The sequence below is a fragment of the Streptomyces sp. NPDC058812 genome, from assembly GCF_042744565.1.
Taxonomy (GTDB): domain Bacteria; phylum Actinomycetota; class Actinomycetes; order Streptomycetales; family Streptomycetaceae; genus Streptomyces; species Streptomyces thinghirensis.
Map to the genome: position 1 here is coordinate 12,048 of NZ_JBHYOB010000032.1, position 25,781 is coordinate 37,828.

Annotated in this window: 19 protein-coding genes and 2 pseudogenes; 7 read left to right on the forward strand and 14 right to left on the reverse strand. The window is 73.1% G+C overall.

Annotated features, from left to right (window positions below):
- Window positions 1-438 precede the first annotated feature (438 nt).
- Complete coding sequence (locus tag ACFW48_RS36825; protein WP_386322751.1) at window positions 439-3,876, forward strand: SCO5717 family growth-regulating ATPase; 3,438 nt, start codon at window positions 439-441, stop codon at window positions 3,874-3,876.
- A 103-nt stretch (window positions 3,877-3,979) separates the two neighbouring features.
- Here ACFW48_RS36825 and ACFW48_RS36830 read toward each other — a convergent pair whose 3' ends face one another.
- From ACFW48_RS36830 to rimP, 9 genes and pseudogenes are all read right to left on the reverse strand, one after another.
- Window positions 3,980-4,927 carry a bifunctional riboflavin kinase/FAD synthetase gene (locus ACFW48_RS36830; RefSeq protein ID WP_386322753.1) on the reverse strand — a complete coding sequence of 316 codons (948 nt, stop codon included), beginning with the start codon at window positions 4,925-4,927 and terminating at the stop codon, window positions 3,980-3,982.
- 127 nt (window positions 4,928-5,054) lie between these two features.
- Window positions 5,055-9,107: pseudogene (locus ACFW48_RS36835) on the reverse strand (trypsin-like peptidase domain-containing protein).
- 256 nt (window positions 9,108-9,363) lie between these two features.
- The gene (gene truB / locus ACFW48_RS36840; RefSeq protein ID WP_386322755.1) at window positions 9,364-10,269 is read right to left on the reverse strand and encodes a tRNA pseudouridine(55) synthase TruB; all 906 of its coding nucleotides are present in this window, start codon (window positions 10,267-10,269) and stop codon (window positions 9,364-9,366) included.
- A complete protein-coding gene (gene rbfA, locus ACFW48_RS36845; protein ID WP_386322757.1) occupies window positions 10,266-10,736 on the reverse strand; it encodes a 30S ribosome-binding factor RbfA in 471 nt (156 codons plus the stop codon). The genes truB and rbfA overlap by 4 nt, the downstream gene beginning before the upstream one ends.
- A 52-nt stretch (window positions 10,737-10,788) precedes the next feature.
- A complete protein-coding gene (locus ACFW48_RS36850) occupies window positions 10,789-11,082 on the reverse strand; it encodes a DUF503 domain-containing protein (RefSeq protein ID WP_121749465.1) in 294 nt (97 codons plus the stop codon).
- A 155-nt stretch (window positions 11,083-11,237) separates the two neighbouring features.
- On the reverse strand, window positions 11,238-14,324 hold the full coding sequence (gene infB, locus ACFW48_RS36855; RefSeq protein WP_386322759.1) for a translation initiation factor IF-2: 3,087 nt from the start codon (window positions 14,322-14,324) through the stop codon (window positions 11,238-11,240).
- A gap of 173 nt (window positions 14,325-14,497) precedes the next feature.
- Window positions 14,498-14,779, reverse strand: a complete 282-nt coding sequence (locus ACFW48_RS36860; protein ID WP_375918147.1) for a YlxR family protein — start codon at window positions 14,777-14,779, stop codon at window positions 14,498-14,500.
- A gap of 102 nt (window positions 14,780-14,881) precedes the next feature.
- Entirely contained in the window at window positions 14,882-15,904 is a 1,023-nt protein-coding gene (gene nusA / locus ACFW48_RS36865) for a transcription termination factor NusA (protein WP_386322761.1), read from the reverse strand.
- 2 nt (window positions 15,905-15,906) lie between these two features.
- Window positions 15,907-16,434: a ribosome maturation factor RimP gene (rimP, locus tag ACFW48_RS36870; protein ID WP_386322763.1), complete on the reverse strand. Its 528-nt coding sequence runs from the start codon at window positions 16,432-16,434 to the stop codon at window positions 15,907-15,909.
- Between the two features lie 228 nt (window positions 16,435-16,662).
- On the opposite strand from rimP, the gene ACFW48_RS36875 reads away from it, so the two are divergent.
- The 3 genes from ACFW48_RS36875 to ACFW48_RS36885 are packed head-to-tail and all read left to right on the forward strand — an operon-like array spanning window position 16,663 to window position 18,655.
- Window positions 16,663-17,196, forward strand: a complete 534-nt coding sequence (locus ACFW48_RS36875; RefSeq protein ID WP_386322765.1) for a hypothetical protein — start codon at window positions 16,663-16,665, stop codon at window positions 17,194-17,196.
- Entirely contained in the window at window positions 17,193-17,717 is a 525-nt protein-coding gene (locus ACFW48_RS36880) for a DUF4439 domain-containing protein (protein WP_386322767.1), read from the forward strand. Before ACFW48_RS36875 ends, ACFW48_RS36880 begins: the two co-directional genes overlap by 4 nt.
- A 38-nt stretch (window positions 17,718-17,755) precedes the next feature.
- Window positions 17,756-18,655 (forward strand): aminoglycoside phosphotransferase family protein, encoded by a 900-nt coding sequence (locus tag ACFW48_RS36885; protein WP_386322769.1) that lies wholly within the window; start codon window positions 17,756-17,758, stop codon window positions 18,653-18,655.
- Window positions 18,656-18,716: 61 nt separating this feature from the next.
- Here the strand turns inward: ACFW48_RS36885 and ACFW48_RS36890 are convergent, their stop codons facing one another.
- Window positions 18,717-19,469, reverse strand: a complete 753-nt coding sequence (locus ACFW48_RS36890) for a helix-turn-helix domain-containing protein (protein WP_386322771.1) — start codon at window positions 19,467-19,469, stop codon at window positions 18,717-18,719.
- Between the two features lie 224 nt (window positions 19,470-19,693).
- Between ACFW48_RS36890 and ACFW48_RS36895 the strand changes: the two genes are divergently transcribed.
- From ACFW48_RS36895 to ACFW48_RS36905, 3 genes are read left to right on the forward strand one after another with little or no spacing between them, the layout of a single operon-like run.
- The gene (locus tag ACFW48_RS36895) at window positions 19,694-20,362 is read left to right on the forward strand and encodes a DUF4097 family beta strand repeat-containing protein (protein WP_386322773.1); all 669 of its coding nucleotides are present in this window, start codon (window positions 19,694-19,696) and stop codon (window positions 20,360-20,362) included.
- A gap of 12 nt (window positions 20,363-20,374) precedes the next feature.
- Window positions 20,375-21,334 carry an ATP-binding cassette domain-containing protein gene (locus ACFW48_RS36900; RefSeq protein ID WP_386322775.1) on the forward strand — a complete coding sequence of 320 codons (960 nt, stop codon included), beginning with the start codon at window positions 20,375-20,377 and terminating at the stop codon, window positions 21,332-21,334.
- Window positions 21,331-22,122 carry an ABC transporter permease gene (locus ACFW48_RS36905; protein WP_386322777.1) on the forward strand — a complete coding sequence of 264 codons (792 nt, stop codon included), beginning with the start codon at window positions 21,331-21,333 and terminating at the stop codon, window positions 22,120-22,122. Before ACFW48_RS36900 ends, ACFW48_RS36905 begins: the two co-directional genes overlap by 4 nt.
- 115 nt (window positions 22,123-22,237) lie before the next feature.
- Here the strand turns inward: ACFW48_RS36905 and ACFW48_RS36910 are convergent, their stop codons facing one another.
- The 4 genes and pseudogenes from ACFW48_RS36910 to ACFW48_RS36925 form a co-directional block, all read right to left on the reverse strand.
- On the reverse strand, window positions 22,238-23,941 hold the full coding sequence (locus tag ACFW48_RS36910) for a proline--tRNA ligase (RefSeq protein WP_386322779.1): 1,704 nt from the start codon (window positions 23,939-23,941) through the stop codon (window positions 22,238-22,240).
- An 87-nt stretch (window positions 23,942-24,028) separates the two neighbouring features.
- Window positions 24,029-24,562: a GNAT family N-acetyltransferase gene (locus tag ACFW48_RS36915; protein WP_386322781.1), complete on the reverse strand. Its 534-nt coding sequence runs from the start codon at window positions 24,560-24,562 to the stop codon at window positions 24,029-24,031.
- 97 nt (window positions 24,563-24,659) lie between these two features.
- Window positions 24,660-25,508 carry a GNAT family N-acetyltransferase gene (locus tag ACFW48_RS36920; protein WP_386322783.1) on the reverse strand — a complete coding sequence of 283 codons (849 nt, stop codon included), beginning with the start codon at window positions 25,506-25,508 and terminating at the stop codon, window positions 24,660-24,662.
- A gap of 99 nt (window positions 25,509-25,607) precedes the next feature.
- Window positions 25,608-25,781, reverse strand: a pseudogene (locus ACFW48_RS36925) (4-hydroxy-3-methylbut-2-en-1-yl diphosphate synthase); the annotation flags it as partial.

Consider the following 25,781-nt stretch of genomic DNA (forward strand, 5'->3'; position numbering starts at 1 on the left):
CACGCGTGGGTCCTCTTCCTGGTCCTGGGGGTTCCCGCGATGGGATGACGACAAGCGCCCTCACCATGCCGGGCCTTGAACGCCCGTGGTCACGGCCGGGTCCGGCACCGTCGGCTCCGGCCGCGTTTCCGGTGCGGTTCTGTCCGACTTGTTCATGGATGTGGTGTGGCGCATGCACGGATTCGGAAACGAGGTACGGCACTTCAGGGCAGGCTGTGACGCAATGGGCAGACGCTGAGGTGAGGACGGGGCTGCCGGGGTGGGGCGTGTGGTGATTAGGCTGGGTCCCGGCGCGACGCCAGAACCCGTGGACCGGGCGTCGGCGTCGTACGGGGAGGGCCGACGATCGGACGACCTCGTTTCATTCGGACAACGTCGGACGACAAAAACGGTCGCCCCAGCACGGCATGAGGGTGCTCGACCACACCAGGAGGAACTGTGAGCAGCGATCGGGACGGGATCCGCGGGGGCTGGGCTACACCCGGCGATGACCAACCCGACGCGGAGTCCGCAATCGAGACGACGGGCGAGTTCACCATCGACTACGCTCCGCCCGCCTGGTACACGCAGAACGCGTCGAGTGACTCGAGGCAGGGGCAAGGGCAGAACCAGGGCCAGGGCCAGGACCAGAGTCAGGGCCAAGGGGCGGGCTCGAACGCCGGGTTCTCCTCCGCCGCCGCCTCGTCCGCTCCTTCTGCTCCTTCTGCTCCGTCCACTCCGCCCGCTCCACCCGCTCCACCCGCTCCACGTGGGCCGGTTCCGCCGCTGCCGGGGCTGACTCCGCCGCCGCACGCGGCTCCGGCCAACGGCTCCTCCTCCATTCCGGCCCCGGCCCCGGGGGCGCCCTTCACGCCGCCTCCGCCACCTGCTCCGGGGGCCGCGTTCACGCCGCCTCCGCCGCCGGGTCCGGGGGCGCCTTTCACTCCGCCCGCGTCGCCGACCGCGGGACCGGCCGGGGTGCCCAGGCTGCCGGTCGGGAGCGGGTTCGAGCCGCAGCAGCCGCAGGCGCGGCCGGAACCCGAGGCCGAGAGCGAGACCGATCCCGAGCCCGAGCTTGAACCGCAGGTGCGAGCCGAGCCGGAGGCCGTGGCCACCCCGGCGCCCGCCGCGGATCCCGCTTCTCCCACGGCCGTACCGGCGTTTCCGGCCGGCGGGTTCCAGCTTCAGGCGCCCGCTCCCCCGCCGGCCGAGGAGCCGAAGGCAGAGCCAGAGCCCGAGCCGGAGCCCGAGTCCGAGCCGGACAACGGTGACCTGGAGAGCGGCGCCACCATGCGCTTCTCCGCCGTCGCCCTGCAGCGGGAGATCGCCGAGCGTGCCGCGGCGGATGGCACCGGGCAGGACGAGCGTCCGGAGCCTGCGGTCGACGGGCCCGAAGTCACCGCAGCGGACGACGCGGTGATCGTTCCCGACGAGACCGGTGAGGCGTCGCCGGACGAGCCCTCCCCCGTGGCGGACGACGCCGTGACGAACGACGCCGTGGAGCCCGAGAGCGTCGGCGGTTCCGCAGTCGCAGGCGGCGGTCCCGAACTCGCCGACGACGGTGAGCGGGACAAGGAGACGGACGAGGTCCGTACGCCCGCGGTCGACGGGTCCGACCTGGCCGACGACGTGGACGAGGCCCGCCTCGCCGGTCCGGCTCAGGACGATGAACCCGTGTCGGCCGCCCCGCCCGCTCCCGCTCCGGTGGCCGAGCCCGCCCCCGAGGACAGCACCCCGGCCGAGGACGAGCCCGAGGACGCGGTGCCCCACCCTCGGGACGCCCAGCCCCCGGCGGAGGCGGTGTCGCCTGTTGCGGAGCCCATGGACGCCGTTCCGGCCGACGCACCCGCGGACAGCGCCCCGGAGGACGCCGTTCCGGCCGACGCACCGCCCGTGGCGCAGAGCGGAGTGCCGCCCCTGCCCCCGTCGTACCCTCCCGTCGCACCCGCCCCGGCGCATCAGTGGCCCGCAGAGCCGCAGCCGGCCCCCGCCGCTCCGGAGCAGCCGGGCGTACCGGCCCAGCAGCCCCCGTTCCAGCCGCAGGCTCCGCAGCCCGCGCCCGCTGCGTGGAACCCGCAGCCGGCCGCCGCGCCGATGCCGCCGAACCAGGCGCCCGCGCAGCCCGCTCCGCAGGCCGGCTACGGCTTCCCGCAGCCGGGCGCCACGCCTCCGGCGGCCCAGCAGCCTCCGGTCCAGCAGCCTGGCGGCGCTCCCGCGCCCAGCGCTGCCGGCTACGGGTTCCCTCAGCCCGGTGCGCCGGCTCCGCAGCCCTCCCCCCCGGCCCAGCCCGGTGGTTACGGCTTCCCGCAGGCGCCCGCGCCGCACGGGCAGTCGCCGGAGCAGCAGCCGCACCCCGGTGTACCGCAGCAGGGGCAGCCGCAGCCGCAGGGTGACGCGCGGACCCCGCCGACCGCACCGCCGGCCGCTCAGCAGGGCTTCGCCCCGCGCGATCCGCAGGCCCAGCCGATGGCCGCCCAGCCGGGGCAGGCCCCCCAGACTGCGCCGGTCCCGTCTGCCCAGCAGCCGTACCACGCCGCGCCCCCCGCCCCCCAGCCGATGCAGCCCGGTCAGCCCGGTCAGCCCGGTCAATCAGGTCAGCCGGACCAGCCCCAGCAACCTCAGCAGGCCCAGGCCCAGGCGCCTCACCAGCCTCAACAGCAGCATCCCGTCGACCCCCGTCTCGGTGCCGCCTGGCCGCAGCCCATGCAGCACGACCAGCGCCAGCCCACCAACCCGGGTGCCGCGCCGCTCGGTTACACGGCCGCCGTGGAGCTGTCGTCCGACCGGCTGCTCAACAACAAGAAGCAGAAGGCGAAGAGCAGCCGCCCGGCAGCCGGCGGTTCGCGGTTCAAGCTGGGCGGGAAGAAGGAGGAGGCCGAGCGGCAGCGGAAGCTGGAGCTGATCCGCACGCCCGTGCTCTCCTGCTACCGCATCGCCGTCATCAGCCTCAAGGGCGGCGTCGGCAAGACGACCACCACCACCGCCCTCGGCTCCACGCTCGCCACCGAGCGGCAGGACAAGATCCTCGCGATCGACGCCAACCCGGACGCCGGTACGCTCGGCCGCCGGGTGCGCCGGGAGACCGGGGCCACCATCCGTGACCTCGTGCAGGCGATCCCGTACCTCAACTCGTACATGGACATCCGGCGGTTCACCTCCCAGGCCTCGTCCGGGCTGGAGATCATCGCCAACGACGTCGACCCGGCCGTGTCCACGACCTTCAACGACGAGGACTACCGGCGCGCGATCGACGTGCTGGGCAAGCAGTACCCGATCATCCTGACCGACTCGGGCACCGGTCTCCTCTACAGCGCCATGCGCGGTGTGCTCGACCTCGCCGACCAGCTGATCATCATCTCGACGCCGTCCGTGGACGGGGCGAGCAGCGCCAGTACGACGCTGGACTGGCTGTCCGCGCACGGGTACGCGGACCTCGTCTCCCGGTCCATCACCGTCATCTCGGGGGTCCGCGAGACCGGCAAGATGATCAAGGTCGACGACATCGTCGGCCACTTCCAGACCCGGTGCCGGGGCGTCGTCGTGGTGCCGTTCGACGAGCATCTGGCCGCCGGTGCCGAGGTCGACCTCGACATGATGCGGCCGAAGGTGCGGGAGGCGTACTTCAACCTCTCGGCGATGGTCGCCGAGGACTTCGTCCGCCACCAGCAGTCGCACGGCCTGTGGACGTCCAACGGCAACCCGCCGCCGGTGGCCGCACCGCCGATGCCGGGTCAGCCCATGCCCGGACAGCAGCCCGCACAGCCCCAGCCGGGACAGCCCTACCCGCACCAGCCCGGGCAGCCCTACCCGCAACAGCCGGGGCAGCAGCCGTACCCGCAGCCCGGTTACGGATATCCGCAGCCGGGGCAGACGCCTCCCCCGCCGCCACAGCAGTAGGCCCCGACAGCGAAGGGCGGCCGGTGCTCACCAGCACCGGCCGCCCTTCGGCGTCGTAGGAGGGAAGTCGTAGGAGGGAAACGGGCAGGGAAGGCGGAAGGCGTTACGACGCCGCCGCGACCAGCTCCCGGCAGCGCTCGACGTCCGCGGCCATCTGCTCGAGCAGTGCCTCCAGCGTCTCGAACTTCGCCTGGCCCCGTACGAAGGCCAGGAAGTCCACGGCGACGTGCAGGCCGTACAGGTCGAGGCCGACGCGGTCGATGGCGTACGCCTCCACCGTGCGCTCGGTGCCCTCGAACTGCGGGTTGGTGCCGACGGAGATCGCGGCCGGCATCGCCTCGCCCTGGGCGTGCAGCCAGCCGGCGTAGACGCCGTCGGCCGGGATGGCGGTGTGCGGGAGGGTCTCGACGTTGGCCGTGGGGAAGCCCATCTCACGGCCGCGCTGGGCGCCCCGGACGACGACTCCCTCGACGCGGTGCGGGCGGCCCAGGATCTCCGCGGCGCCGGCGACGTCGCCCTCGGCGACCAGGCGGCGGGTCAGGGTCGAGGAGAAGGGTTCGCCGCCGCCCGCGTCACCGGTCACGTACAGGTCGACGACCTCGACCTCGAAGTCGTAGACCTTGCCCTGCTCGACGAGGAACTCGACGTTCCCCGCGGCCTTGTGGCCGAAGCGGAAGTTGGGGCCCTCGACGACCGCCTTGGCGCGCAGCCGGTCGACCAGGACCTTGACCACGAAGTCGGCCGCGGACAGCTTCGAGAACTCCTTGGTGAAGGGGAGGATCAGCACCGCGTCCACGCCCAGTTCCGCCATCAGTTCGGCGCGGCGGTGGTGCGGGGCGAGCAGCGGCGGGTGACTGCCGGGGCGGACGACCTCGCTGGGGTGCGGGTCGAAGGTGACGACGACGGCGGGGACGCCCAGCTCGCGGGCGCGGTCCACCGCGTGCTTGATGATCAGCTGGTGCCCGCGGTGGACGCCGTCGTAGGAGCCGATGGTGACGACGCTGCGTCCCCAGTCCTCGGGGATGTCCTCCAAGCCACGCCAGCGCTGCACTGTGTCTGCTCCTTGGTGGTTTCCGTGGTGCCTCTTACGCAGGTCTAAGGGTGCCATGCCGTCCGGCTCCCGCCCGCATCGGCATCCGCGCTGTGACCGGGTGCACGCCCCGCGCGCCGGATCCGGCTCACGCCGGGACCCGGGCACCCGCCAGGTTCTCGATCGTGCGGCGTGCGCTGGGGCCCACCAGTGCTGCCCAGTCCTGGGGCTCGTCGGCCAGCCAGCCGGTGACCCTCGTGGCGAACCCCGGGAGGTGGCGGGCCAGGTCGACCAGGCCGCGGTCGAAGCGGGTGGCGCCGTCCGGGGTACGGACGAGGAGGAGGCCGGTGCGGTGCACGAGGGCGGGCAGGTCGTCGCCGCCGCACTGGGCGGCGGCGTGCAGCAGCGCGTCCAGGACGGCGGGGTCCTGCTCGTGGGCCAGGAGGTGTTCGCGCAACTCGCGGCGGAGCGGGCCGGGGGCGCCGTCGCCGGCGAGGACGCCGGCGAGCGCGGCCCGCACCGGCTCGGGACCGTCGTCGAGCAGGCCGGTGACCAGGGGGTGGAGTACGGCGCGGGCCTCGGGGTCCCGGTCGAGGCGCCGGTCGACGTACGCGGCCACGTGCCCGGCGGTCTCCGGGCGTTCCACCACGGCCTCCCCGACGAGGACGGCCACCCGGCGGGCCAGCGCGGGCGTGGTGGCGTCGGCGAGCCTGCGCAGCGCCTCCCCGGCGTCCGGCCCGCGCAGTCGGGCCCGGAAGGCGTCGAGGACGGGATCCGGATGGGTCGGCAGCGCGGCGGCCATCGCGCTCGGCGGGAGGTACGGGTCGCCCGCCGCGAAGTGGCCCAGCGCCCGCGGGAGATGACGGTCCCGGCTGCCCGGGTCCTGGACGAGCAGGGCGAGCGCACCGCCGCGCAGGGCACTGTCGGCGGGGTCGGCGAGCAGGACCAGGGCGGCGTGGCGGAGCAGGGTGCGGTCGGCACCGGTGCGTGCGTGCGGTGCGGTGCGCAGGCCATGGGTCACCGCCGCCGTCCGCCGGGCGGGCCGCTCGTCGCGCGCCCACCGCTCGACGGCGCGGCAGAGGGCGGACGGCTCCTCCTCGGCCAGGACGGCGAGCAGTTCGTCGGCCCGTCGGTGCGCGCTGTCGACGAGTACCTCGGTGAGGCCGTCCAGGCCGCCCGGGCCGCGGTGGCGGTGCGTGTGCAGCAGCGCCTGTGCGGCCGTCGCGACGGTGGCGTGCGGGGTTGCGGGCAGCGGCCGTTCGTCGTCGAACCAGCGGACGAGGAGCGGTCGCACGGCCGCGGGATCGGCGGCGAGCCGTGCGGCGACGGTGTCGAGGTGGCGGGGGCCGGGCGCGTGCGGGGGGCCGTCGGCGAGGACGAGGCGGCGCAGCAGGTCCAGGCGCGTGGCCTCCGGCAGTCGCACGGCCGTCCAGAAGGCGGGCCCGAACTCCCCCGGCGCGGCCCGCCCTTCGCCGCTCCGCTCCACGATGCCGTCGGCGAGCAGCCGCAGCACCTCCGTGTACGGCGTGGCGTCGGGCACGCGCGTCAGCACCTCGGCGAGCAGTCGGGCGGCCCACCAGGAGTGCGGGTCGGCGTCCAGTGCGTTCACCAGCTCTTCGAGAGTCAGCGCGAGTTGGGGGACGCCGTACTGGCGGGCGAGGAGCAGCAGGGCCTCGACGACGGGGCCGATGCGGTGGTGCGGCACGGGGAGGGTGTGGGTGTCGTGCGGGGTGCCGCGGCGGTGGACGAGGGCGCGCAGGGCTTCGTCCAGGTCGAGGTGTGTGCCCTGGATCCAGTCGGCGAGTTCCTCGTGGGCGAAGCGGTAGCCGCTGCCGGCGGGTACGAGGAGGCCCTCGCCGAGTACGGCCGTCGCCCAGCCGGTGCCGCCGCCGAGCCGGGCGGGGGCCGGCCCCCACGGGAACACCGCCTCGAACGACTCCCGGTCCAGCTCGCCCTGGCCCGGGCCGAGACTGCGCCGGGCCGCCTCGTGGACCTGTCCGGAGACCTTTGCCGCGAGTCGTCGTACGGCGGTGCCGTGCAGGCCGTTCTCCCCGGCCAGGCGGTTGGCGACGCGCAGGCACGCCAGGTCCAGGTAGGCCGCGAAGACCGTGTGCCGCTCGACGCGGGCGGGGGGCGGGGAGCCGGGGAGGGCGTCGTGGACCTCCGCGAGCAGGCGAAGGGTGAGGGGGTGCCGGCCGTCCGGGTCCGCGAGGGCGCCTTCCGGTACGCGGTAGCGTGCGCGCGCCTCCCGGGCCTCGTCGTCCCGCAGATCGCCGAGACGGACGCAGGGCGGGGCACCCGCGCCGGGAGCTGCGGACCGGGACTCGGCGGACTCCGGCCGAACTGCGGGGGCCGCCGTCCCGGAGGGCGTCCTTCCGGCAGTCGGCCCCGTCTGCCTCGGCGCTGCGCCGGCCGCCCAGAACGGCTGTTCCGGTTCGCGGTCGGTGGCATTCGACGTGGGCGCTCTGCCGGTCGGCCCTGCCGTCGACTCCCCCAGGGCCGCTGCGAGGGGCGTCCCGAGTGAGGGCGCTTCACCGCCCGGCCCTGGCGACGACACACCGCTGACCGGCACGGGACACGGCTCTCCACAGGCCGCCCCGGACAGCGGCACTCCACCGCCCGCCCCGGGGCGCCCCCCACCTCCCGCCGGCCCGGGCCACGGCTCCCCGGCAGCGATCGCCCGAGGCGACGGCACGCCCACGACCTACCCGGACGGCCACTCCTCCACAGCCGAGCCGGGCCGCGGCCCTCCGGCAACCGGTCCGGACGCCGGCTCCCCCGCCACCGCCCCGTACAACAGCTCCCGCGGGAACTCCGCCCCCGCCCGCTCCCAGTACTCCGCCCGGCACGCCACCACGAGCCGCGTTCCCGTCTCCCGCAGCCACGTCACCGTGCCCTCCGTCCACTCGGGGAGGCGGTGGGCCAGGACGGGCGGCATCTCCTCCGGGCCGTCGAGCAGCAGCAGGAGGGGGCGTCCGGCGGTGCGGGCGAGGTGGGCGAGGCGGTCCGGGGTGATGTCGCCGAGGCCGGCCGGGCGGGAGCGGTCCGAGGCGGCGATGATGCGGGCGGCCCGGGCCAGCGTCCTGCGTGCCGCGTCCGCCAACGACATGTCGTCGTCCCGCAGGTCGGCGCCGCGCAGCCACAGGGTGGGCGCCGGTTCCGTCCCCAGCGCGCGACGGGAGGCGAGGGCCGCCAACTCGGTCGTACGGCCGCTGCCGGGGGCGCCGACCAGCCCGAGCACACTGGCGCGGCCGGCGGCGAAGGCGGCGAACTCTCGCACGACAGCAGCGCGTTCGACCGGCTCCGCGGGGCAGCCGGAGCCCGGCCCGGCACCAGGACCGCTCCGGGCACCGGAACTGGATCCGGGACCCACGCTCTCGTCCGCACCCGCGCGCCCGCCTCCTGCCGCCCCCGGAGGACCGTCCTGCCCCACCGAGATCGCCGTGAGTGCGAGTACGCCCGCCAGATTGAGGTCGGCGCCATAGGCCGGGACCGTCGCCGCGTTCTCGGCGAGCAGGTCGGCCAGGGGGCCGGGGGCGGGAGGCAACGGCACGGCGAAGCCCACGTCGCTGTGTCCGGAACTCAGAGCGGTGCCGAGGACGCCGACGACCGCGCCGGTCGCGCTGTCGAGCACCGGTCCGCCGGCCGCGCCGCCGCCCAGCCGCAGCGCGTCCCGCCCCGATGTGCCGAGCGCGAGCTCCAGGGCGTCGCCGAGAAGGTGGAAGCGGTCGGTGGCCGTGTAGGTGACGTCGGTGGCGCCGAGGACCCGGGCCTCACGCCAGCCGCCGGCGGCGATCCGGACGTACGTCCCGGCCTCGACCCTGCCCCGCGCCGCGACGGGCAGCGGCTCGGCACCGAGGCCCTCGGAGCGTACGAGGGCCAGGCCGAGGGCGGGCAGCGGAGTCACGTCGGCGGCGGCCACGACACGGCGGCGGCCCCCGGCGCCGCTCAGCACCAGTCGGGACAGACCGTCGACCGCTTCATGGCTGGTGATCACCGTGCCGTGGTGGTCGGCGAGGAAACCGGTGCCTCGGGGACGGCCGGCGAGGTCATGGACACGGATCAGCGCGTCGTCGGGCGCGATCCGTGGCGCTTCGGTCGGCGGAGCGGGCGGCCCGCCGCGCGTCTGCGGGAAGCCGTCCGGGGACCGCAGTCCTGCCCTGCCGCCCGCCGCCTCCCGGGACCGGTTCCGCGACGCCATCGTCGAACCTCCCCGCCGTACACCCGTGCTGTGTGTTCGACGGTAGGCGCGTGATGATCAATGGGACAGATCCCGTGGCGAACGCGCCCCCTTCCACTCCCCCGGTTCACTCCGAGCGCCTGCCCGGACGGGTGAACAGAAAGGGACGGTTGGATACACCCTGGGTGGTGGGGGAACCGAGGGGGGACCGTGGAGCGGCGACAATGGAAGTCCCCGTGATCGCCGCTCCACGGGCGGAGCCCGACGGCAGCTCGGCTCAGCCGAAAATGGCCAGGCTCTTCGCCTTGCCCCTGTGCTCCTCCACGAGCGCGAGGAAGCGGCCCTCGGGATCGAAGACGGCGACGGCACCGGCGCCCGCGTAGGAGTCGGGCATCTCCAGCCGTACACCGTTGGTGAGCAGCCGCGCCCGCTTGGCGTCCACGTCCCAGCGCGGGAAGGCGGCGGTGGCGGCGTCCGCGATCGGCATCACGGTGAGCTCCTGCTGGAGCTGGTCCAGCGTCTTGGCCGCGTCCAGCTTGTACGGGCCGACGCGGGTGCGGCGCAGCGCCGTGAGGTGGCCGCCGACGCCGAGGTCGGCGCCCACGTCCCGGGCCAGGGCTCGGATGTAGGTGCCGGAGGAGCAGACCACCGAGACCACCAGGTCCAGCACCGGGGTGCCGTCCTCGGCGACGGCGTCCCGTACGTCGTACACCGCGAAGGAGGAGACGGTGACGGGGCGGGCGGGGATCTCGAACTCCTCGCCCTCGCGCGCCCGCTTGTAGGAGCGCACGCCCTTGATCTTGATGGCGCTGACCTTGGACGGCACCTGCATGATGTCGCCGGACAGCTTGGCGACGGCCGCGTCGACGGCGTCCCGGGTGACCTTCGAGGCGTCCCGCGACCCCGTGATCTCGCCCTCGGCGTCGTCGGTCAGCGTCGTCTGCCCGAGCCTGATCGTGCCCAGGTACTCCTTCTCGGTGAGGGCGAGGTGCCCGAGGAGCTTGGTCGCCCGCTCCACGCCGAGGACCAGGACGCCCGTCGCCATCGGGTCGAGCGTGCCGGCGTGCCCGACGCGCCGGGTGCGGGCGATGCCCCGCATCTTGGCGACGACGTCGTGCGAAGTGAAGCCCGACGGCTTGTCGACGATGACAAGGCCGTCGGGCGTGGGGTGCTTGTCGGTCATTTAGCGGTGTCGTCCGTCTCGTCGGCCTCGTCGGCCTCGTCGTCCTCGCCCGGCTTGCGGTACGGGTCCGCCTCACCGGCGTACGCGGCGCCCGCGGACGCCTCGCGCACCTTCTCGTCGGACTGCCGTGCCTTGTCGAGGAGGTCCTCGATGTTCCGGGCGGTGTCCGGGAGGGCGTCCATGACGAAGGTCAGGGTCGGCGTGAACTTCACGCCGGCCGCCTTGCCGACCTCGGAGCGCAGGATGCCCTTGGCGCTCTCCAGGCCCGCGCTCGCGGCCGCACGCTCCTCGTCGTCCCCGTACACCGTGTAGAAGACGGTCGCCTCCCTGAGGTCACCCGTGACCCGGGTGTCCGTGATGGTGACGTGCGAGCCGAGCCGCGGGTCCTTGATCCCGCGCTGCAGTTTCTGGGCCACCACCTCTCGGATGAGGTCCGCCAGCCTTTTCGCCCGCGCGTTGTCGGCCACTGGTCCGTCTCCCGTTCTCTTTCTTCGTCTGCGCTTCTTCTGCGCTTTCTGGTCAGTCGTCGTCGCCGTGGAAGCGCCGTCTGACGGACAGCAGCTCCACCTCGGGGCGACCGGCCACCAGCCGCTCGCACCGGTCGAGTACGTCGGACAGGTGCCCCGCGTCGCCGGACACCAGGGCCAGGCCGACGACCGCCCGCCGGTGGAGGTCCATGTGCTCCACCTCGGCCGCGCTCACCGCGTACTTCCGCTGGAGCTCGGCGACGATCGGGCGGACGACGGAGCGCTTCTCCTTCAGCGAATGTACGTCGCCGAGGAGGAGGTCGAAGGACAGCGTCCCCACATACATGTGTGCAACCGGTTCACCCGCCGGTTCGGGATCGATGGCCCCGTCATCCATGTGACGGGGACATCAGAACCGTACAACGAACGGCCGGGGCCGATCGACGGATATTGTGCTCCGCCGACCGGCCCCGGACCGCGCCTTCTCGGAAGTCGGGGCTGTTACACCCGCGGCTTCTCGCGCATCTCGTACGTCGCGATGACGTCGTCGACCTTGATGTCGTTGAAGTTTCCGAGGTTGATACCGCCCTCGAAGCCTTCGCGGATCTCGGTGACGTCGTCCTTGAAGCGACGCAGGCCCACGATGTTGAGGCTCTCCGCGATGACCTTGCCATCGCGCAGCAGGCGCGCCTTGGTGTTGCGCTTGACCTCGCCGGAGCGGATGAGAACACCCGCGATGTTGCCCAGCTTGGACGAGCGGAAGATCTCGCGGATCTCCGCCGTACCGAGCTCGACCTCTTCGTACTCCGGCTTGAGCATGCCCTTGAGGGCCGCCTCGATCTCCTCGATCGCCTGGTAGATGACCGAGTAGTACCGGACGTCCACACCCTCGCGCTCGGCCATCTGCGCGGCACGCCCTGCGGCGCGCACGTTGAAGCCGATCACGATGGCGTCGGAGCCCATCGCCAGGTCGATGTCGGACTCCGTGACCGCACCGACGCCGCGGTGCAGGACGCGGATGTCGACCTCTTCGCCGACGTCCAGCTGGAGGAGGGAGGACTCCAGAGCCTCGACCGATCCGGACGCGTCGCCCTTGATGATCAGGTTCAGCTGCTGGACCTCGCCGGCCTTGAGCACCTTGTCCAGGTCCTCGAGCGACACGCGGCGCGTGCGCTTGGCGAACGCGGCGTTCCGCTCGCGGGCGGCGCGCTTCTCCGCGATCTGGCGGGCCGTACGGTCCTCCTCGACCACGATGAAGTTGTCACCGGCACCCGGGACGTTGGTCAGGCCCAGGACCTGGACCGGCGTCGCAGGGCCCGCCTCGGCGACGTTGTTGCCGTTGTCGTCGAGCATGGCGCGGACGCGGCCGTAGGCGTCGCCCACCACCATCGTGTCGCCGACCCGCAGGGTGCCTCGCTGCACGAGGACCGTCGCCACGGCACCGCGGCCGCGGTCGAGACGGGACTCGATCGAGATGCCCTGCGCGTCCTGGGCCGGGTTGGCCCGCAGGTCGAGCGAGGCGTCGGCCGTGAGGATCACGGCCTCCAGCAGCGAGTCGATGTGCAGACCCTGCTTGGCGGAGATGTCGACGAACATGGTGTCGCCGCCGAACTCCTCGGCCACCAGGCCGTACTCGGTCAGCTGACCGCGCACCTTCGTCGGGTCGGCACCCTCGACGTCGATCTTGTTGACCGCGACGACGATCGGGACGTCGGCCGCCTGGGCGTGGTTGAGCGCCTCGACCGTCTGCGGCATGACGCCGTCGTTGGCCGCGACGACCAGGATCGCGATGTCGGTCGACCGCGCACCACGGGCACGCATGGCGGTGAACGCCTCGTGACCCGGGGTGTCGATGAAGGTGATCTTGCGCTCTTCTTCGTTGACCTCGGTCGCGACCTGGTAGGCACCGATGTGCTGGGTGATGCCGCCGGCCTCGCCCGCGATGACGTTCGTCTTGCGGATGGCGTCGAGCAGTCGGGTCTTACCGTGGTCGACGTGACCCATGACGGTCACGACCGGCGGACGGACGACCAGGTCCTCCTCGGAGCCCTCGTCCTCGCCGAACTCCAGGTCGAAGGACTCGAGCAGCTCGCGGTCCTCCTCCTCCGGGCTGACGATCTGAACCGTGTAGTTCATCTCGCCGGCGAGGAGCTGGAGCGTCTCGTCGGAGACGGACTGGGTCGCGGTGACCATCTCGCCGAGGTTCATCATGACCGCGACGAGCGACGCCGGGTTGGCGTTGATCTTCTCCGCGAAGTCGGTGAGCGACGCACCGCGCGACAGGCGAATGGCTTCGCCGTTGCCGCGAGGCAGCATCACGCCGCCGACCGACGGGGCCTGCATGGCCTCGTACTCCTGGCGCCTCTGCCGCTTCGACTTGCGACCGCGACGCGCGGGACCGCCGGGACGACCGAAGGCGCCCTGCGTGCCACCACGGCCACCCGGACCACCGGGACGACCGCCGAAGCCGGGACGGCCACCGCCGCCACCGAAGCCGCCGCCACCACCGGGACGACCGGCGAAGCCGCCGCCACCACCGGGACGACCGCCGCCGCCACCGCCACCGGGACGACCGGCGAAGCCGCCGCCGCCACCGGGACGACCGCCGCCACCGGGACGACCGGCACCGCCGGGACCGCGACCGCCGCCACCGGGGCCGGGGCGCGGGCCGGCAGCGGGACGCTGCGGCATCATGCCGGGGTTCGGACGCGGGCCGCCGCCGGGACGGGGACCGGCGCCGCCGCCCTGCGGACGCGGCATCGAGCCCGGGCTCGGACGGTTGCCGCCCGGAGCCTGGGGACGAGGACCGCCGCCCTGGCCGCCGGGAGCCTGCGGACGGGGACCGGCGCCGGGGGCACCGGGACCACCCGGGCGCGGGCCGCCCTGCGGACGGGGCGCCTGCGGGCGCGCCATGCCGGCGTTGCCGCCGGAGGTGAAGGGGTTGTTACCCGGACGCGGGCCGCCGGGGCGGCCTCCGGGACGCTGCGCCGGGGCGCCGGGGCGCTGGCCACCGGGACGGCCCTGGCCGCCCTGCTGACCGCGGTCCTGACCCGGACCGGACGGACGGCTGCCGCCGGGCTTGGGAGCACCGGGACGCGCGCCACCGGGCTTCGGTCCGGCCGGAGCCGGAGTCGAGGCGGCCGGAGCTGCCGGAGCGGCCGGCGGAGCGGTGAACTCCGGGGCGGCCGGGGCCGGACGCGGCGCGGGCTTCGGGCCCGGCGTCGGACGCTGGCCCTGGGACTGGCCCTGGGACGGCGCCGGCGCGGGGGCCGACGGAGCCTCGGGCTGCTGCTGCTCAGCCGCGGGCTTGGGCGCGGCCGGCGGCCGCGGGGCAGCCGGGCGGGCCGCCTGCGCCGGGGAAGGCGCGGCGGGCCTGGGGGCCGCCTTCTTCGGGGCCGCGGGGCGACCGGCGGACCGGCCGTTGCCACTGCCCTGCTGGAACGCGTCTGTCAGCTTGCGTACTACGGGCGCTTCGATCGTCGAAGACGCCGAACGGACGAACTCACCGAGTTCCTGGAGCTTGGCCATGACGACCTTGCTCTCGACACCGAACTCCTTGGCGAGTTCGTAGACCCGGACCTTAGCCACTTCGCTCCTCTGAGGTCCGGGTTGCGTCCGGACCGTCGCTAGTTCATGGGCGTACTCATCGCGTACTCATCGAGTGCTCATCGCAATCTCGACCTGCTTTCACTTCGCGAGGTACCAGGCCGCACGGGGTTCCGTACGGCTCGTCTTCCGTGGCACGTTGCCTGATGCTGCTGTCAGCAACCCTGTGCCTGCTCGACGTAGCGGCGCAACGCCTTTACGTCGAGCGGCCCCGGGACGCGGAGCGCCCGCGGGAACGCCTTGCGGCGCACTGCCTGGTCGACACAGACCGGTGCGGGATGCACATAGGCACCCCGGCCGGGCAGCGTACCGCGTGGATCGGGGGTGCAATCACCCTCGACCGCCACGGTGCGCAGCAGCTCGCTCTTGACCGCTCGCTCCCGGCACCCCACGCAGGTGCGCTCAGGGCATGCTCGGGTACGTGTCCGGCCAGACATTGCTAAGTCTACCTCCCCGGACCGACCTCACCCCTTTGGGGCAAGGATCGAACACACACCGCACGCAAGACTGTCGTGATCTCAGCGCAGTGCGGCTTGGATCTATTCCCCGTGCCCCGCCGACGACCGGTCGGACGACTGCTCGGACGGCTGCTCGGTGTCCGGCCGGATGTCGATCCGCCAGCCGGTCAGCCGGGCCGCGAGGCGGGCGTTCTGGCCCTCCTTGCCGATCGCCAGCGACAGCTGGTAGTCGGGCACGATCACGCGTGCGGAGCGGGCGGCCAGGTCCACGACCTCCACCTTGGAGACGCGGGCCGGGGAGAGCGCGTTCGCCACCATCTCGGCCGGGTCGTCCGACCAGTCGACGATGTCGATCTTCTCGCCGTTCAGCTCGCCCATGACATTGCGCACCCGGCCGCCCATGGGGCCGATGCAGGCACCCTTGGCGTTCAGGCCCGAGCGGGTGGAGCGTACGGCGATCTTGGTGCGGTGGCCGGCCTCGCGGGCGATCGCCGAGATCTCGACGGACCCGTCGGCGATCTCCGGCACCTCCAGGGCGAAGAGCTTCTTCACCAGGTTGGGGTGCGTGCGGGACAGCGTCACGGAGGGGCCGCGCACGCCCTTGGCCACCCGGACGACGTACGAACGCAGCCGCATGCCGTGCGGGTAGGTCTCGCCCGGCACCTGCTCCTGCACCGGCAGGATGGCCTCCAGCTTGCCGATGTCGACGAGCACGTTCTTCGGGTCGCGGCCCTGCTGGACCACGCCGGTGACGATGTCGCCCTCGCGGCCGGCGTACTCACCGAGCGTCGCGTCGTCCTCGGCGTCGCGCAGCCGCTGCAGGATGACCTGCTTGGCGGTGGAGGCGGCGATACGGCCGAAGTCGGACGGGGTGTCGTCGAACTCCCGGGCCGCCTGGCCCTCTTCGAGGTCGTCGGGGTCCTCCTTCGCCCACACGGTCACATGCCCGGTGTCCCGGTTGAGCTCCACGCGCGCGTGTCGGCGGCTTCCCTCGGTGCGGTGGTAGGCGATGAGGAGGGCCGACTCGATCGCTTCGACCAGCAGGTCGAAGGAGATCTCCTTCTCCCGTACCAAGCCCCGCAGGGCGCTCATGTCGATGTCCACGGCTACGCCTCCTCCTCTTCCGTCGTGTTCTTGTCATTCTTGTTGCCGCGGTCGTCCTTGCGGTTGAACTCGACCTGGACGCGCGCCTTGTCGATGTCGGCGAAGGCGAGTCTGCGGGTGGTGGCCTTGCGGCCCTTCACTCCGGGCACTTCGAGGTCGAGTCCGTCGTCGTCCACGCCGAGGATGCGCGCGACCAGTTCGCCGCCCTCGTGGAGCTGGAACCGCACCAGGCGGTCCGTGGCGCGCACATAGTGGCGGTGCTCGGTGAGGGAGCGCTCCGCGCCCGGGGTGCCGACCTCGAGGGTGTACTCCGCCTCGCCCATCGCGTCGCTCTCGTCGAGCTTCGCCGAGAGCGCGCGGCTCACATCGGCGATCCGGTCCAGGTCCGCACCGGTGTCCGAGTCGACGACGACACGCAGCACACGCTTGCGGCCGACCGAGTCCACCGCGATCTCTTCGAGGTCCAGGCCCTGGGAGGCGACGAGCGGCTCAAGCAGCTCTCGCAGCCTCTCGCTCTGGGTGGTGCTCATCCGGGTGACTCCTCGGCCGCGTGTGCTGTTGTGGGATGGGTCGCGTGTCTGGTCAAAGGGTATCCGGTCCCGGGGGGTGTTGCCGTCCACCCCAGACCGGCGGCGCCGGTGAGTGGTGCCCGGCCGGGGCCCGGGTACCGTGATCACGGGCAGGCCGCACCGCGGGTCCCCGCCGCTCGCCCGTCGCTTTGCCGTCGCTTCCGTACGAGCCTGTCGAGGACGTCTGCCGTGTCGTTTTCCTCATCGCCGCGCCTGCCCTCGGGGCCGCGCAGAAGGAGCCTGCTCGCCTCGGCCGCCGGGGCCGCCCTGCTCGTCGGCTGTTCCGGCGGACCGGGCGACGACGGCACGGAGGGCGGTCCGTCGGCCGCCGACCGGGCACGCGCGCGTGCGGCCCGGGACAGCGAGGAGCTGGCCGGGCGGTACGCGGCGGTGATCACCGCGCATCCTGGGCTGGCGGAGCGGCTGGGTCCGCTGCACGCGGAGGTGGTGCGGCACGCCGAGGCGTTCGGTGCGGTGCGTGCGGCCTCGCCGAAGGCGTCGCCCTCCGTCTCCGCGCGGGCCGCCGGGCCGGAGGACGGCTCCGCTGCCGTACCGGCGGCCGAGAAGGACGCCCTGGCCCTGCTCGCCGCCGCCGAGCGGGAGCTGGCCGACCGGCGGGCCGGGGCGCTGCTGGAGGCGCCGGGCGAGCTGGCGCGGTTGCTGGCCTCGGTGGCGGCGGCCGGATCCGCGCACGTGTATCTGCTGACGGAGGGTGACGGGTGAGCGAGGCGGAGGACCGGGAGCTGGACGCCCTCCAGGCGGCGCTGGCGGCGGAACACGCGGCCGTGTACGGCTACGGGGTCGTCGGCGGCCGGGTCGGCGAGGAACGGCGCACCGAGGCGCGGACGGCCTACGACGCGCACCGCGCGCGGCGGGACGCGCTGGCGCGCAAGGTGCGCGACCTCGGCGGCAAGCCGGTCGCCGCTGCGGCCGGGTACGCGCTGCCCTTCGCGGTGCCGGACTCGGCGGCGGCGGTGCGGCTGGCGGCCGAGCTGGAGGAGCGCGTGGCCGGCGTCTATTCGGACCTGGTGCGGGCGGCCGAGGGCGAACGCCGGGCCGCGGCGGCCGGGGCGCTGCGGGAGGCGGCGGTCCGGGCGGTGCGCTGGCGGGGCGGGAGCGTAGCCTTCCCTGGGCTCGCGGAGCGGGCCGGCGGCCCGTCGCGGCCGGACGCGGCGCCGGACCCTGGCTCGGGTCCGGCTTCGGCTTCGGCTTCGGCTTCGGCTTCGGGGACACCGACCGAGTAACACGTACGGCTGCCGTACGGGAAGGGAACGGCTCGCGCATGGCTTTCGAACCGCCGCGGCGTCTGGTCAGGGCGCTCGGTGAGACGGCACCGGACGGTGACGACTGGTTGGCGAAGCTGCCCGAAGCGGCGGAGCGGGCCGTGGCGCTACGCGAGTTGACCGCGGAGCGGGTGCAGGTGCCCGGCGGGCGCAGCAGTCTGGTGGTCCTGGTCCGGACGGCCGGCGGGACGCCCGCGGTGCTGAAGCTGGCCCCGCGCCGGGCGCGCCCGGAGAGCGAGCGGGCCGCGCTCTCCCATTGGGGCGGGCTGGGCGCCGTACAGCTGCTCGAAGCGGAGACCGCGGAGGGCGTACTGCTGCTGGAGCGGCTGCATCCGGACGTGTCGGTGCGGTCGCTGCCGGAGGCGAAGGCGTTGCTGGAGGCCGCGGGCACGCTGCGGCGGCTGTGGGTCGAGCCGCCCGCCGGTCACCCTTTCGAGACCGTGGCCGAGCGGACCGGGCGGCAGGCCGAGGCCATGCGGGCGGGTGCGGTGGCGGGCCCCGAGGTGGCGCCGCTGGTCGACGCGGCGCTCGCGGCCCGCGAGGAACTGCTGGCCGCGCCGCCCGAAGCGCGGCTTCTGCACGGCACGTTCCGGCAGAGCAAGGTGCTCGCCGGGGAGCGGATGCCTTGGCTGGCCGTGGGCCCCGACCCGGTGGTCGGCGAGAGCGCCTTCGACCTCGCGCGGTTGGTGCGGGACCGGGTGGAGGACCTCATCGCCCAGCCTTCGGGCGCCTCGACGACCCGGCGGCGGGTCAAGCGGCTCGCGGAGTCGCTCGAGGTCGACCAGGAGCGGCTGCGCGGCTGGACGCTGTTCCGCGCGGTCGAGTCGGGCGTACGGGCCCGCCGGGTGGGCCGGGAGCAGGACGCGGAACTGCTGCTGGAGTTCGCGAGCTGGCTGTAGGACGCCGGAGGGCGCGGTGGGGAGTCGACGCGGCGCCTGAACACGACGCTGTCTTGGCTCCCTACTGCGTCGTCTCCGCGTCCGGCGCCCCGGGCCCGGGCGGCTTGGCTTTCGTGTGGAGGACCTCGCGGGCCTGCTCGGCGGCGCGGGCGGTGCTCTCGCTGACGAAGTCGAGGAAGCGGGCGACGTTCTCCAGGCGGGCGCCGGCCGGGGTGCCGGAGCCGAGGACGCCTACGCCCTGCCGTGCGGTCTCCACGACCTGGGCGATGGACCGGGCGCTGGCCACCGTCGACTGGTACCAGATGTCGTCGTCGACGACATAGCGCTCGCGCCGGCGTTCGTCGCGTTCCCGGCGGACGAAGGCCTGCTCGTCGAGGAACGCGATCGCCTTGCTGACGGACGCCGGGCTCACCTGGAGGCGCTGGACGAGTTCGGACGCGGTGAGGCTGCCGGAGTCGGTGAGGGTGAGACAGGCCATGACCCGGGCCATCATCTTGGGCATGCCCGAGGCCATGAGGACCGTGGTGAACACCTCCTCGTACTCCCGCACGGCGTCGGCGTCCCGTCCGTGGGCCTGCGGCGGCGCCTTCGGGCCCCGGGGCGCGGCCTGCCTGCGCCGGTGGGCGCGGTGTTCGGTGGCGCGGTGGGCGAGGTCGGCGCGGTAGGCGGTGGGGCCGCCGTTGCGCATCACCTCGCGCGTGATCGTCGAGGTCGGGCGGTCGAGGCGTCTGGCGATCTCCGCGTAGGCGAGGCCGTCGGCCAGCCCGAGTGCGATCCGCTGACGCTCCTGCTGAGTGAGCCTGCCTCCAGGCATCGCCGCCTCCTTCGTACTGCCTTGGTGTCACCAGCATAGCGTTCACCCTCAGTCCATTGCAACGAACACGCTCCTGTCGTTGCATTAGGCGAGAAGGCCATTGCAACAAATAACTGGCTCTCACCTGCAGGAATAGCGATTCGCTGCAACGAGCTTGTTGATAGATCTGTGAATGCAACGTAGCGTTTCGAACGTCAGAAAGCAGCGCACCGAAGGAGAGCACGATGCAGACGTTCGACACTCCCACCCCGATCGCCACCGTCCTGGACATCCCCGCGGGACGCATCCGGTTCATCGCCGCCGACCGGGCCGACACCACCGTCGAGGTACTGCCCGCGAACGCCTCGAACGGCCGCGACGTGAAGGCGGCGGAGCGGACCAGGGTCGAATACGGCGACGGCGTCCTGCGGGTCGAGGCTTCGGCGAACAACCGGATCCTCGGCAGCTCCGGCTCCATCGAGGTGACCATCCAGCTGCCCGCCGACTCCCGGGTCGAGGCGCGGGCGGCCAGCGCCGAACTCCGGGGCGTCGGACGGCTCGGCGACGTCGCCTTCGAGAGCTCGCACGGCTCGGTCAAGCTCGACGAGGCCGCGAGTGCCCGCCTCACCACCCTCGCCGGTGACGTCTCGGTCGGCCGCCTGGACGGCCCCGCGGAGATCAGCACCGCCAAGGGCGACATCCGGATCGCCGAGGCCGCGCGGGGCACGGTCGTGCTGCGCACCGAGGCCGGCGAGGTGTCGGTCGGCGCCGCGCACGGAGTCTCCGCCTCCCTGGACGCCGGCACCGGCTACGGCCGGATTCACAACACGCTCAAGAACACCGACGGCGCCGCCGCGGACCTGACCATCCACGCGACCACCTCCTACGGCGACATCGTCGCCCGCAGCCTCTGAGGAGCACCCATCATGACCACTCCGGCCATCACCGCGAACGGGCTGCGCAAGTCCTACGGCGACAAGGTCGTGCTCGACGGCATCGACCTGCACATCCCGACCGGGTCCGTGTTCGCCCTGCTCGGCCCGAACGGGGCCGGCAAGACCACCGCCGTCAAGATCCTCTCCACCCTCGTCTCGCCCGATCCCGCCTCCGGTGAGATCCGCGTCGGCGGCCACGACCTCGCCGCCGACCCGCAGGCGGTGCGGGCCGCGACCGGGGTCACCGGGCAGTTCTCCGCCGTCGACGGCCTGATCACCGGCGAGGAGAACATGCTCCTCATGGCCGACCTGCACCACCTCTCCAAGCAGGAGGGACGACGGGTCGCCGCCGAACTCCTGGAGCGCTTCGACCTCACCGAGGCGGCGAAGAAGCCCGCCTCCACCTACTCCGGCGGCATGAAGCGGCGCCTCGACATCGCCATGACCCTCGTCGGCAGCCCCCGGATCATCTTCCTCGACGAACCCACCACCGGCCTCGACCCCCGCTCCCGCCACAACATGTGGCAGATCATCCGCGAACTCGTCACCGGCGGCGTCACCGTCTTCCTCACCACCCAGTACCTCGAAGAGGCCGACCAGCTCGCCGACCGCATCGCCGTACTCAACGACGGCAGGATCGCCGCCCAGGGCAGCGCCGAGGAACTGAAGCGGCTCATCCCCGGCGGACACATCCGGCTCCGCTTCACCGACCCGGCCGCCTACCGGAGCGCCGCCACCGCGCTGGGCGAAGTCACCCGGGACGACGAGGCACTGGCACTGCGGCTCCCCAGCGACGGCAGCCAGCGCGCACTGCGCTCCGTCCTCGACCGGCTGGACTCCGCCGGCGTCGAGGCCGACGAACTGACCGTGCACACCCCCGACCTCGACGACGTGTTCTTCGCCCTGACCGGCCCCGACATCCCGAACCAGCCCAAGGAGGCCCTCCGATGAGCTCCCTCTCCCTCGCCGTGCGCGACTCGTCCACCATGCTGCGCCGCAACCTGCTGCACGCCCGGCGCTACCCGTCCCTCACCCTGAACCTGCTGCTCACGCCGGTCATGCTGCTGCTGCTCTTCGTCTACGTCTTCGGCGACGTGATGAGCGCGGGCATCGGCGGCGGCGGCGCCGACCGCTCCGACTACATCGCCTACCTCGTGCCGGGCCTCCTGCTGATGACCATCGGCAGCACCGTGGTCGGCACCGCGGTGTCCGTCTCCATGGACATGACCGAGGGCATCATCGCCCGCTTCCGCACCATGGCGATCCACCGCGGCTCCGTGCTCATCGGACACGTCATCGGCAGCGTGCTCCAGTCCGTCATGAGCGTGGTCCTCGTCGGCGCCGTCGCCGTGGCCATCGGCTTCCGCTCCACCGACGCCACCGCCCTGGAATGGCTGGCCGCGTTCGGACTGCTCGTGCTCTTCGCCACGGCACTCACCTGGATCGCCGTCGGCATGGGCCTGATCAGCCCGAACGCCGAGGCCGCCGGCAACAACGCGTTGCCGATGATCCTGCTGCCGCTGCTCTCCAGCGCCTTCGTCCCGGTCGACGCGATGCCGGGCTGGTTCCAGCCGATCGCCGAGTACCAGCCCTTCACGCCCGCCATCGAGACCCTGCGCGGGCTGCTGCTCGGCACCGAGATCGGCCGCAACGGGTGGCTGGCGGTCGCCTGGTGCCTGGGGCTCGCGGTGCTCGGCTACTTCTGGTCGGCCGCGAAGTTCAACCGCGACCCGAAGTAACCGCCATGACAGCGGGCCACCTCCCGCAACCCGTTCCGCCCCAGGGCGGCGTACGCCGGCACCGCGCCGGAGTACGCCGCCCCTTCCACGTCATCGGCCGCCGTGGCCCAGGGTGTCAGGCCGTGAGACGGGCGATGGCCTCCTCGACCGTCAGTTCCTCGCGCTCACCGGTACGGCGGTCCTTCAGCTCGACCACGCCCTCGGCGGAGCGGCGTCCGGCGACCAGGATCTGGGGTACGCCGATGAGTTCGGCGTCCGTGAACTTGACGCCCGGGGAGACGCCGGCCCGGTCGTCCACCAGGACACGGACGCCGGCGGCGGACAGCTTCTCGGAGACGTCGAGGGCCAGCTCGGTCTGCAGGGCCTTGCCGGCGGCGACGACGTGGACGTCGGCCGGGGCGACCTCCTTGGACCAGACGAGGCCCTTGTCGTCGGCGTGCTGCTCGGCGAGGGCGGCCACCGCGCGGGAGACGCCGATGCCGTAGGAGCCCATGGTGACGCGGGCCGGCTTGCCGTTCTGGCCGAGGACGTCGAGCTTGAGGGCGTCGGTGTACTTGCGGCCCAGCTGGAAGATGTGGCCGATCTCGATGGCGCGGTCCAGCTTGAGGCCGGTGCCGCACTTCGGGCAGGGGTCGCCCTCCCGGACCACGACGACGTCGGCGTACGCGTCGACCTCGAAGTCACGGCCCGCCACGACGTTCTTGGCGTGCGTGTGCTCCTTGTTGGCGCCCGTGATCCACGCCGTGCCCGGCGCCACGCGCGGGTCGGCGATGTACTTCACCTTGTCGCCCAGGCCCTGCGGGCCGACGTAGCCGCGGACCAGGTCGGGGCGGCCCACGAAGTCCTCGGCGGTGACCAGCTCGACGGCGGCCGGGGCGAAGTGGGCCTCGACCTTGTCCATGTCGACCTCGCGGTCACCGGGGACGCCCACGGCGACGATCTCGCCGTCCACCTTGACGAGGAGGTTCTTCAGGGTGGCGGAGGCCGGGACGCCGAGGGAGGCGGCGAGGGTCTCGATGGTGGGGGTGTCGGGGGTCGGGATGTCCTCGGCGGCGGGTACGTCCGCCGCGTCCACGGGCTGGAGCGCGTAGGTGATCGCCTCGGTGTTGGCGGCGAAGTCGCAGTTCGGGCAGTCCGCGAAGGTGTCCTCGCCGGCCTCGGCGGGGGCCAGGAACTCCTCGGACTTGGAGCCGCCCATCGCGCCGGCGGTCGCGGCGCAGATGCGGTAGTCGAGGCCGAGGCGCTCGAAGATGCGCTGGTAGGCGGCGCGGTGCAGGGCGTAGGACTCGGCGAGGCCCTCGTCGGCGACGTCGAAGGAGTAGGAGTCCTTCATCAGGAACTCGCGGCCGCGCAGGATGCCGGCCCGGGGGCGGGCCTCGTCGCGGTACTTGTTCTGGATCTGGTAGAGGATGACCGGCAGGTCCTTGTAGGAGGACGCCTGGTCCTTCACCAGCAGGGTGAAGATCTCCTCGTGGGTGGGGCCGAGGAGGTAGTCGCCGCCCTTGCGGTCCTGGAGGCGGAACAGCTCGGGGCCGTACTCCTCCCAGCGGCCGGTGGCCTCGTACGGCTCGCGCGGCAGCAGGGCGGGGAGCTGGACCTCCTGGGCGCCGATGGCGTCCATCTCCTCGCGGACGATGCGCTCGATGTTGCCGAGGACCTTCTTGCCGAGCGGCAGCCAGCTCCACAGGCCGGCGGCGGTACGGCGCACGTACCCGGCGCGGACCAGCAACTTGTGGCTGAGGACCTCGGCGTCCGCCGGGTCGTCGCGCAGCGTCTTCGCCATCAACTTCGACATGCGCTGGACCGGTGCGTTGGCCATGGTTCTCGTGTCTCCTGCTGCGTAAGGGTGGTGCTAGGAGGTTAGCCGGGTGGTCCGGTGCGGTGGAAATCGGTTATGCCCGGCTGGCTAGCAGGCCCGGCGCAGCGGGAGCGGGGCGCCCATCACGGCGTACGGCTTGGGGGCGCTGGGGAAGAAAACCCGGCGGGCGAGGTCCTGGTAGCCGAGGGAGCGGTAGAGGCCGCGGGCGGGGCTGTCCCGGTCGATCGCGGAGAGGATCGACCGGGGCTCGGCGGCCGCGTCGGTGATCGTGGTGATCAGGGAGCGGCCCAGGCCGCGGTTCTGGTGGGCCGGGTGCACGTGGAGTTCGGTGATGACGAAGGAGTCGTCGAGCCAGGTGTCGTTGCCCTGGGCGCGGAGGTAAGGCTCGACGACGGTGGACCACCAGTGGGAGCGGTCGTTGGGCATGCCGTAGACGAAGCCGACGAGGTCGCCTCCGACGGTGGCGCCGAGGGCTCTCGCGCCGGGGTGGGTCATGTGGCGCAGGACGATCTGTCGTCGGACGGCCACCTCGTCGGGGCCGAGTCCGAACGCGGCGGCTTGGACCGCGAGGGCCTCGTCCACGTGCGCGGCGAGGTCCAGGGGGCCGATCACGAGCTCCATGGCGGGGAGCCTACCCGGGTGCTTCGCCGGTCAGCGCCGGTGCGGTGGCAAAGGCGCTGCTCACCGGGGGACCGGAGCCGGCGCGTTCCCGTAGCGTTCAGAACAGCACACTCATGAAGGCGCCGACCTCCTGGAAGCCCACCCGCTGGTACGTCCGTCGGGCCGCCGTGTTGAAGTCGTTCACGTACAGGCTCGCCACCGGGGCGACGTCCGTGAGGGCGTAACGGAGGACCGCCGCCATGCCCGGTGCCGCGAGACCCCTGCCCCGGTACTCGGGGGCCACCCATACGCCCTGGATCTGGCACGTGCGGTCGGTGGCGGCGCCGATCTCGGCCTTGAAGACGACCCTGCCGTCGCTGTCGAAACGGGCGAAGGAGCGGCCGGAGCCGACGAGTTCGGCGACCCGGGCCTGGTAGAGCAGGCCGCCGTCGCCGGCCATCGGGGAGATGCCGACCTCCTCGGTGAACATCGCCACGCAGGCCGGCATGATCCGCTCCATCTCGTCCTTGCGGACGCGACGGACGTAGGGGTCGGGGGTGATGTCGGCGGGCACGCGGCTGGTGACCATGAGGGGCTGGCGGGTGCGGACCTCGCGGGCCGGGCCCCAGCCCGGTTCGAGCAGGCGCCAGAGCTGGGCGGTCGTGTCGGCGGGGCCGACGATCGAGGAGCAGCGGCGGCCGGCCCGCCGGGCGCGGTCCGCGAAGCCGCGGACGGCGCGCTGGGTGGCGCAGATGGGGACGAGGTTGGCGCCCGCGTAGCACAGGGACGTCAGCATGCCGTGCTCGTACCAGCCCCACATCTCACCGCCGAGCCGCCACGGGTCGAGGCCGGCGATCTGCACCCGGGCGGCCACGAAGGCGTTCGCGACCGGCTCGCGGTCGAGGACGGCGAGCGCGGCGTCCAGATCGCTCGGTTCGAGCACGCGGGAGGTGGTCTGCGTCAACACGTGCGGGGGCCTCACCCTGAGATCTGCTGGTCTCCGCACTGTACCTGCCACGAATATGCCGCGCCGCCCCCAGGGCGACGCGGCAGAAGCAGGGGTGGATCAGCCCGCGACGGCCACCGAGGGCTCGCCGGAGGCCACGCCGTCCTTCTCCATCTGTTCGGCGATCTTCATGGCCTCCTCGATCAGCGTCTCCACGATCTTGGACTCGGGGACGGTCTTGATGACCTCGCCCTTGACGAAGATCTGGCCCTTGCCGTTGCCGGAGGCGACGCC

Bases quoted from the DNA above. Each gene is read 5' to 3' on its own strand.
- truB (WP_386322755.1), bottom strand. From the start codon at position 10,269: ATGACCGACAAGCACCCCACGCCCGACGGCCTTGTCATCGTCGACAAG.
- ACFW48_RS36850 (WP_121749465.1), bottom strand. From the start codon at position 11,082: ATGTATGTGGGGACGCTGTCCTTCGACCTCCTCCTCGGCGACGTACAT.
- ACFW48_RS36860 (WP_375918147.1), bottom strand. From the start codon at position 14,779: ATGTCTGGCCGGACACGTACCCGAGCATGCCCTGAGCGCACCTGCGTG.
- rimP (WP_386322763.1), bottom strand. From the start codon at position 16,434: ATGAGCACCACCCAGAGCGAGAGGCTGCGAGAGCTGCTTGAGCCGCTC.
- ACFW48_RS36885 (WP_386322769.1), top strand. From the start codon at position 17,756: ATGGCTTTCGAACCGCCGCGGCGTCTGGTCAGGGCGCTCGGTGAGACG.
- ACFW48_RS36890 (WP_386322771.1), bottom strand. From the start codon at position 19,469: ATGCCTGGAGGCAGGCTCACTCAGCAGGAGCGTCAGCGGATCGCACTC.
- ACFW48_RS36895 (WP_386322773.1), top strand. From the start codon at position 19,694: ATGCAGACGTTCGACACTCCCACCCCGATCGCCACCGTCCTGGACATC.
- ACFW48_RS36900 (WP_386322775.1), top strand. From the start codon at position 20,375: ATGACCACTCCGGCCATCACCGCGAACGGGCTGCGCAAGTCCTACGGC.
- ACFW48_RS36905 (WP_386322777.1), top strand. From the start codon at position 21,331: ATGAGCTCCCTCTCCCTCGCCGTGCGCGACTCGTCCACCATGCTGCGC.
- ACFW48_RS36910 (WP_386322779.1), bottom strand. From the start codon at position 23,941: ATGGCCAACGCACCGGTCCAGCGCATGTCGAAGTTGATGGCGAAGACG.
- ACFW48_RS36915 (WP_386322781.1), bottom strand. From the start codon at position 24,562: ATGGAGCTCGTGATCGGCCCCCTGGACCTCGCCGCGCACGTGGACGAG.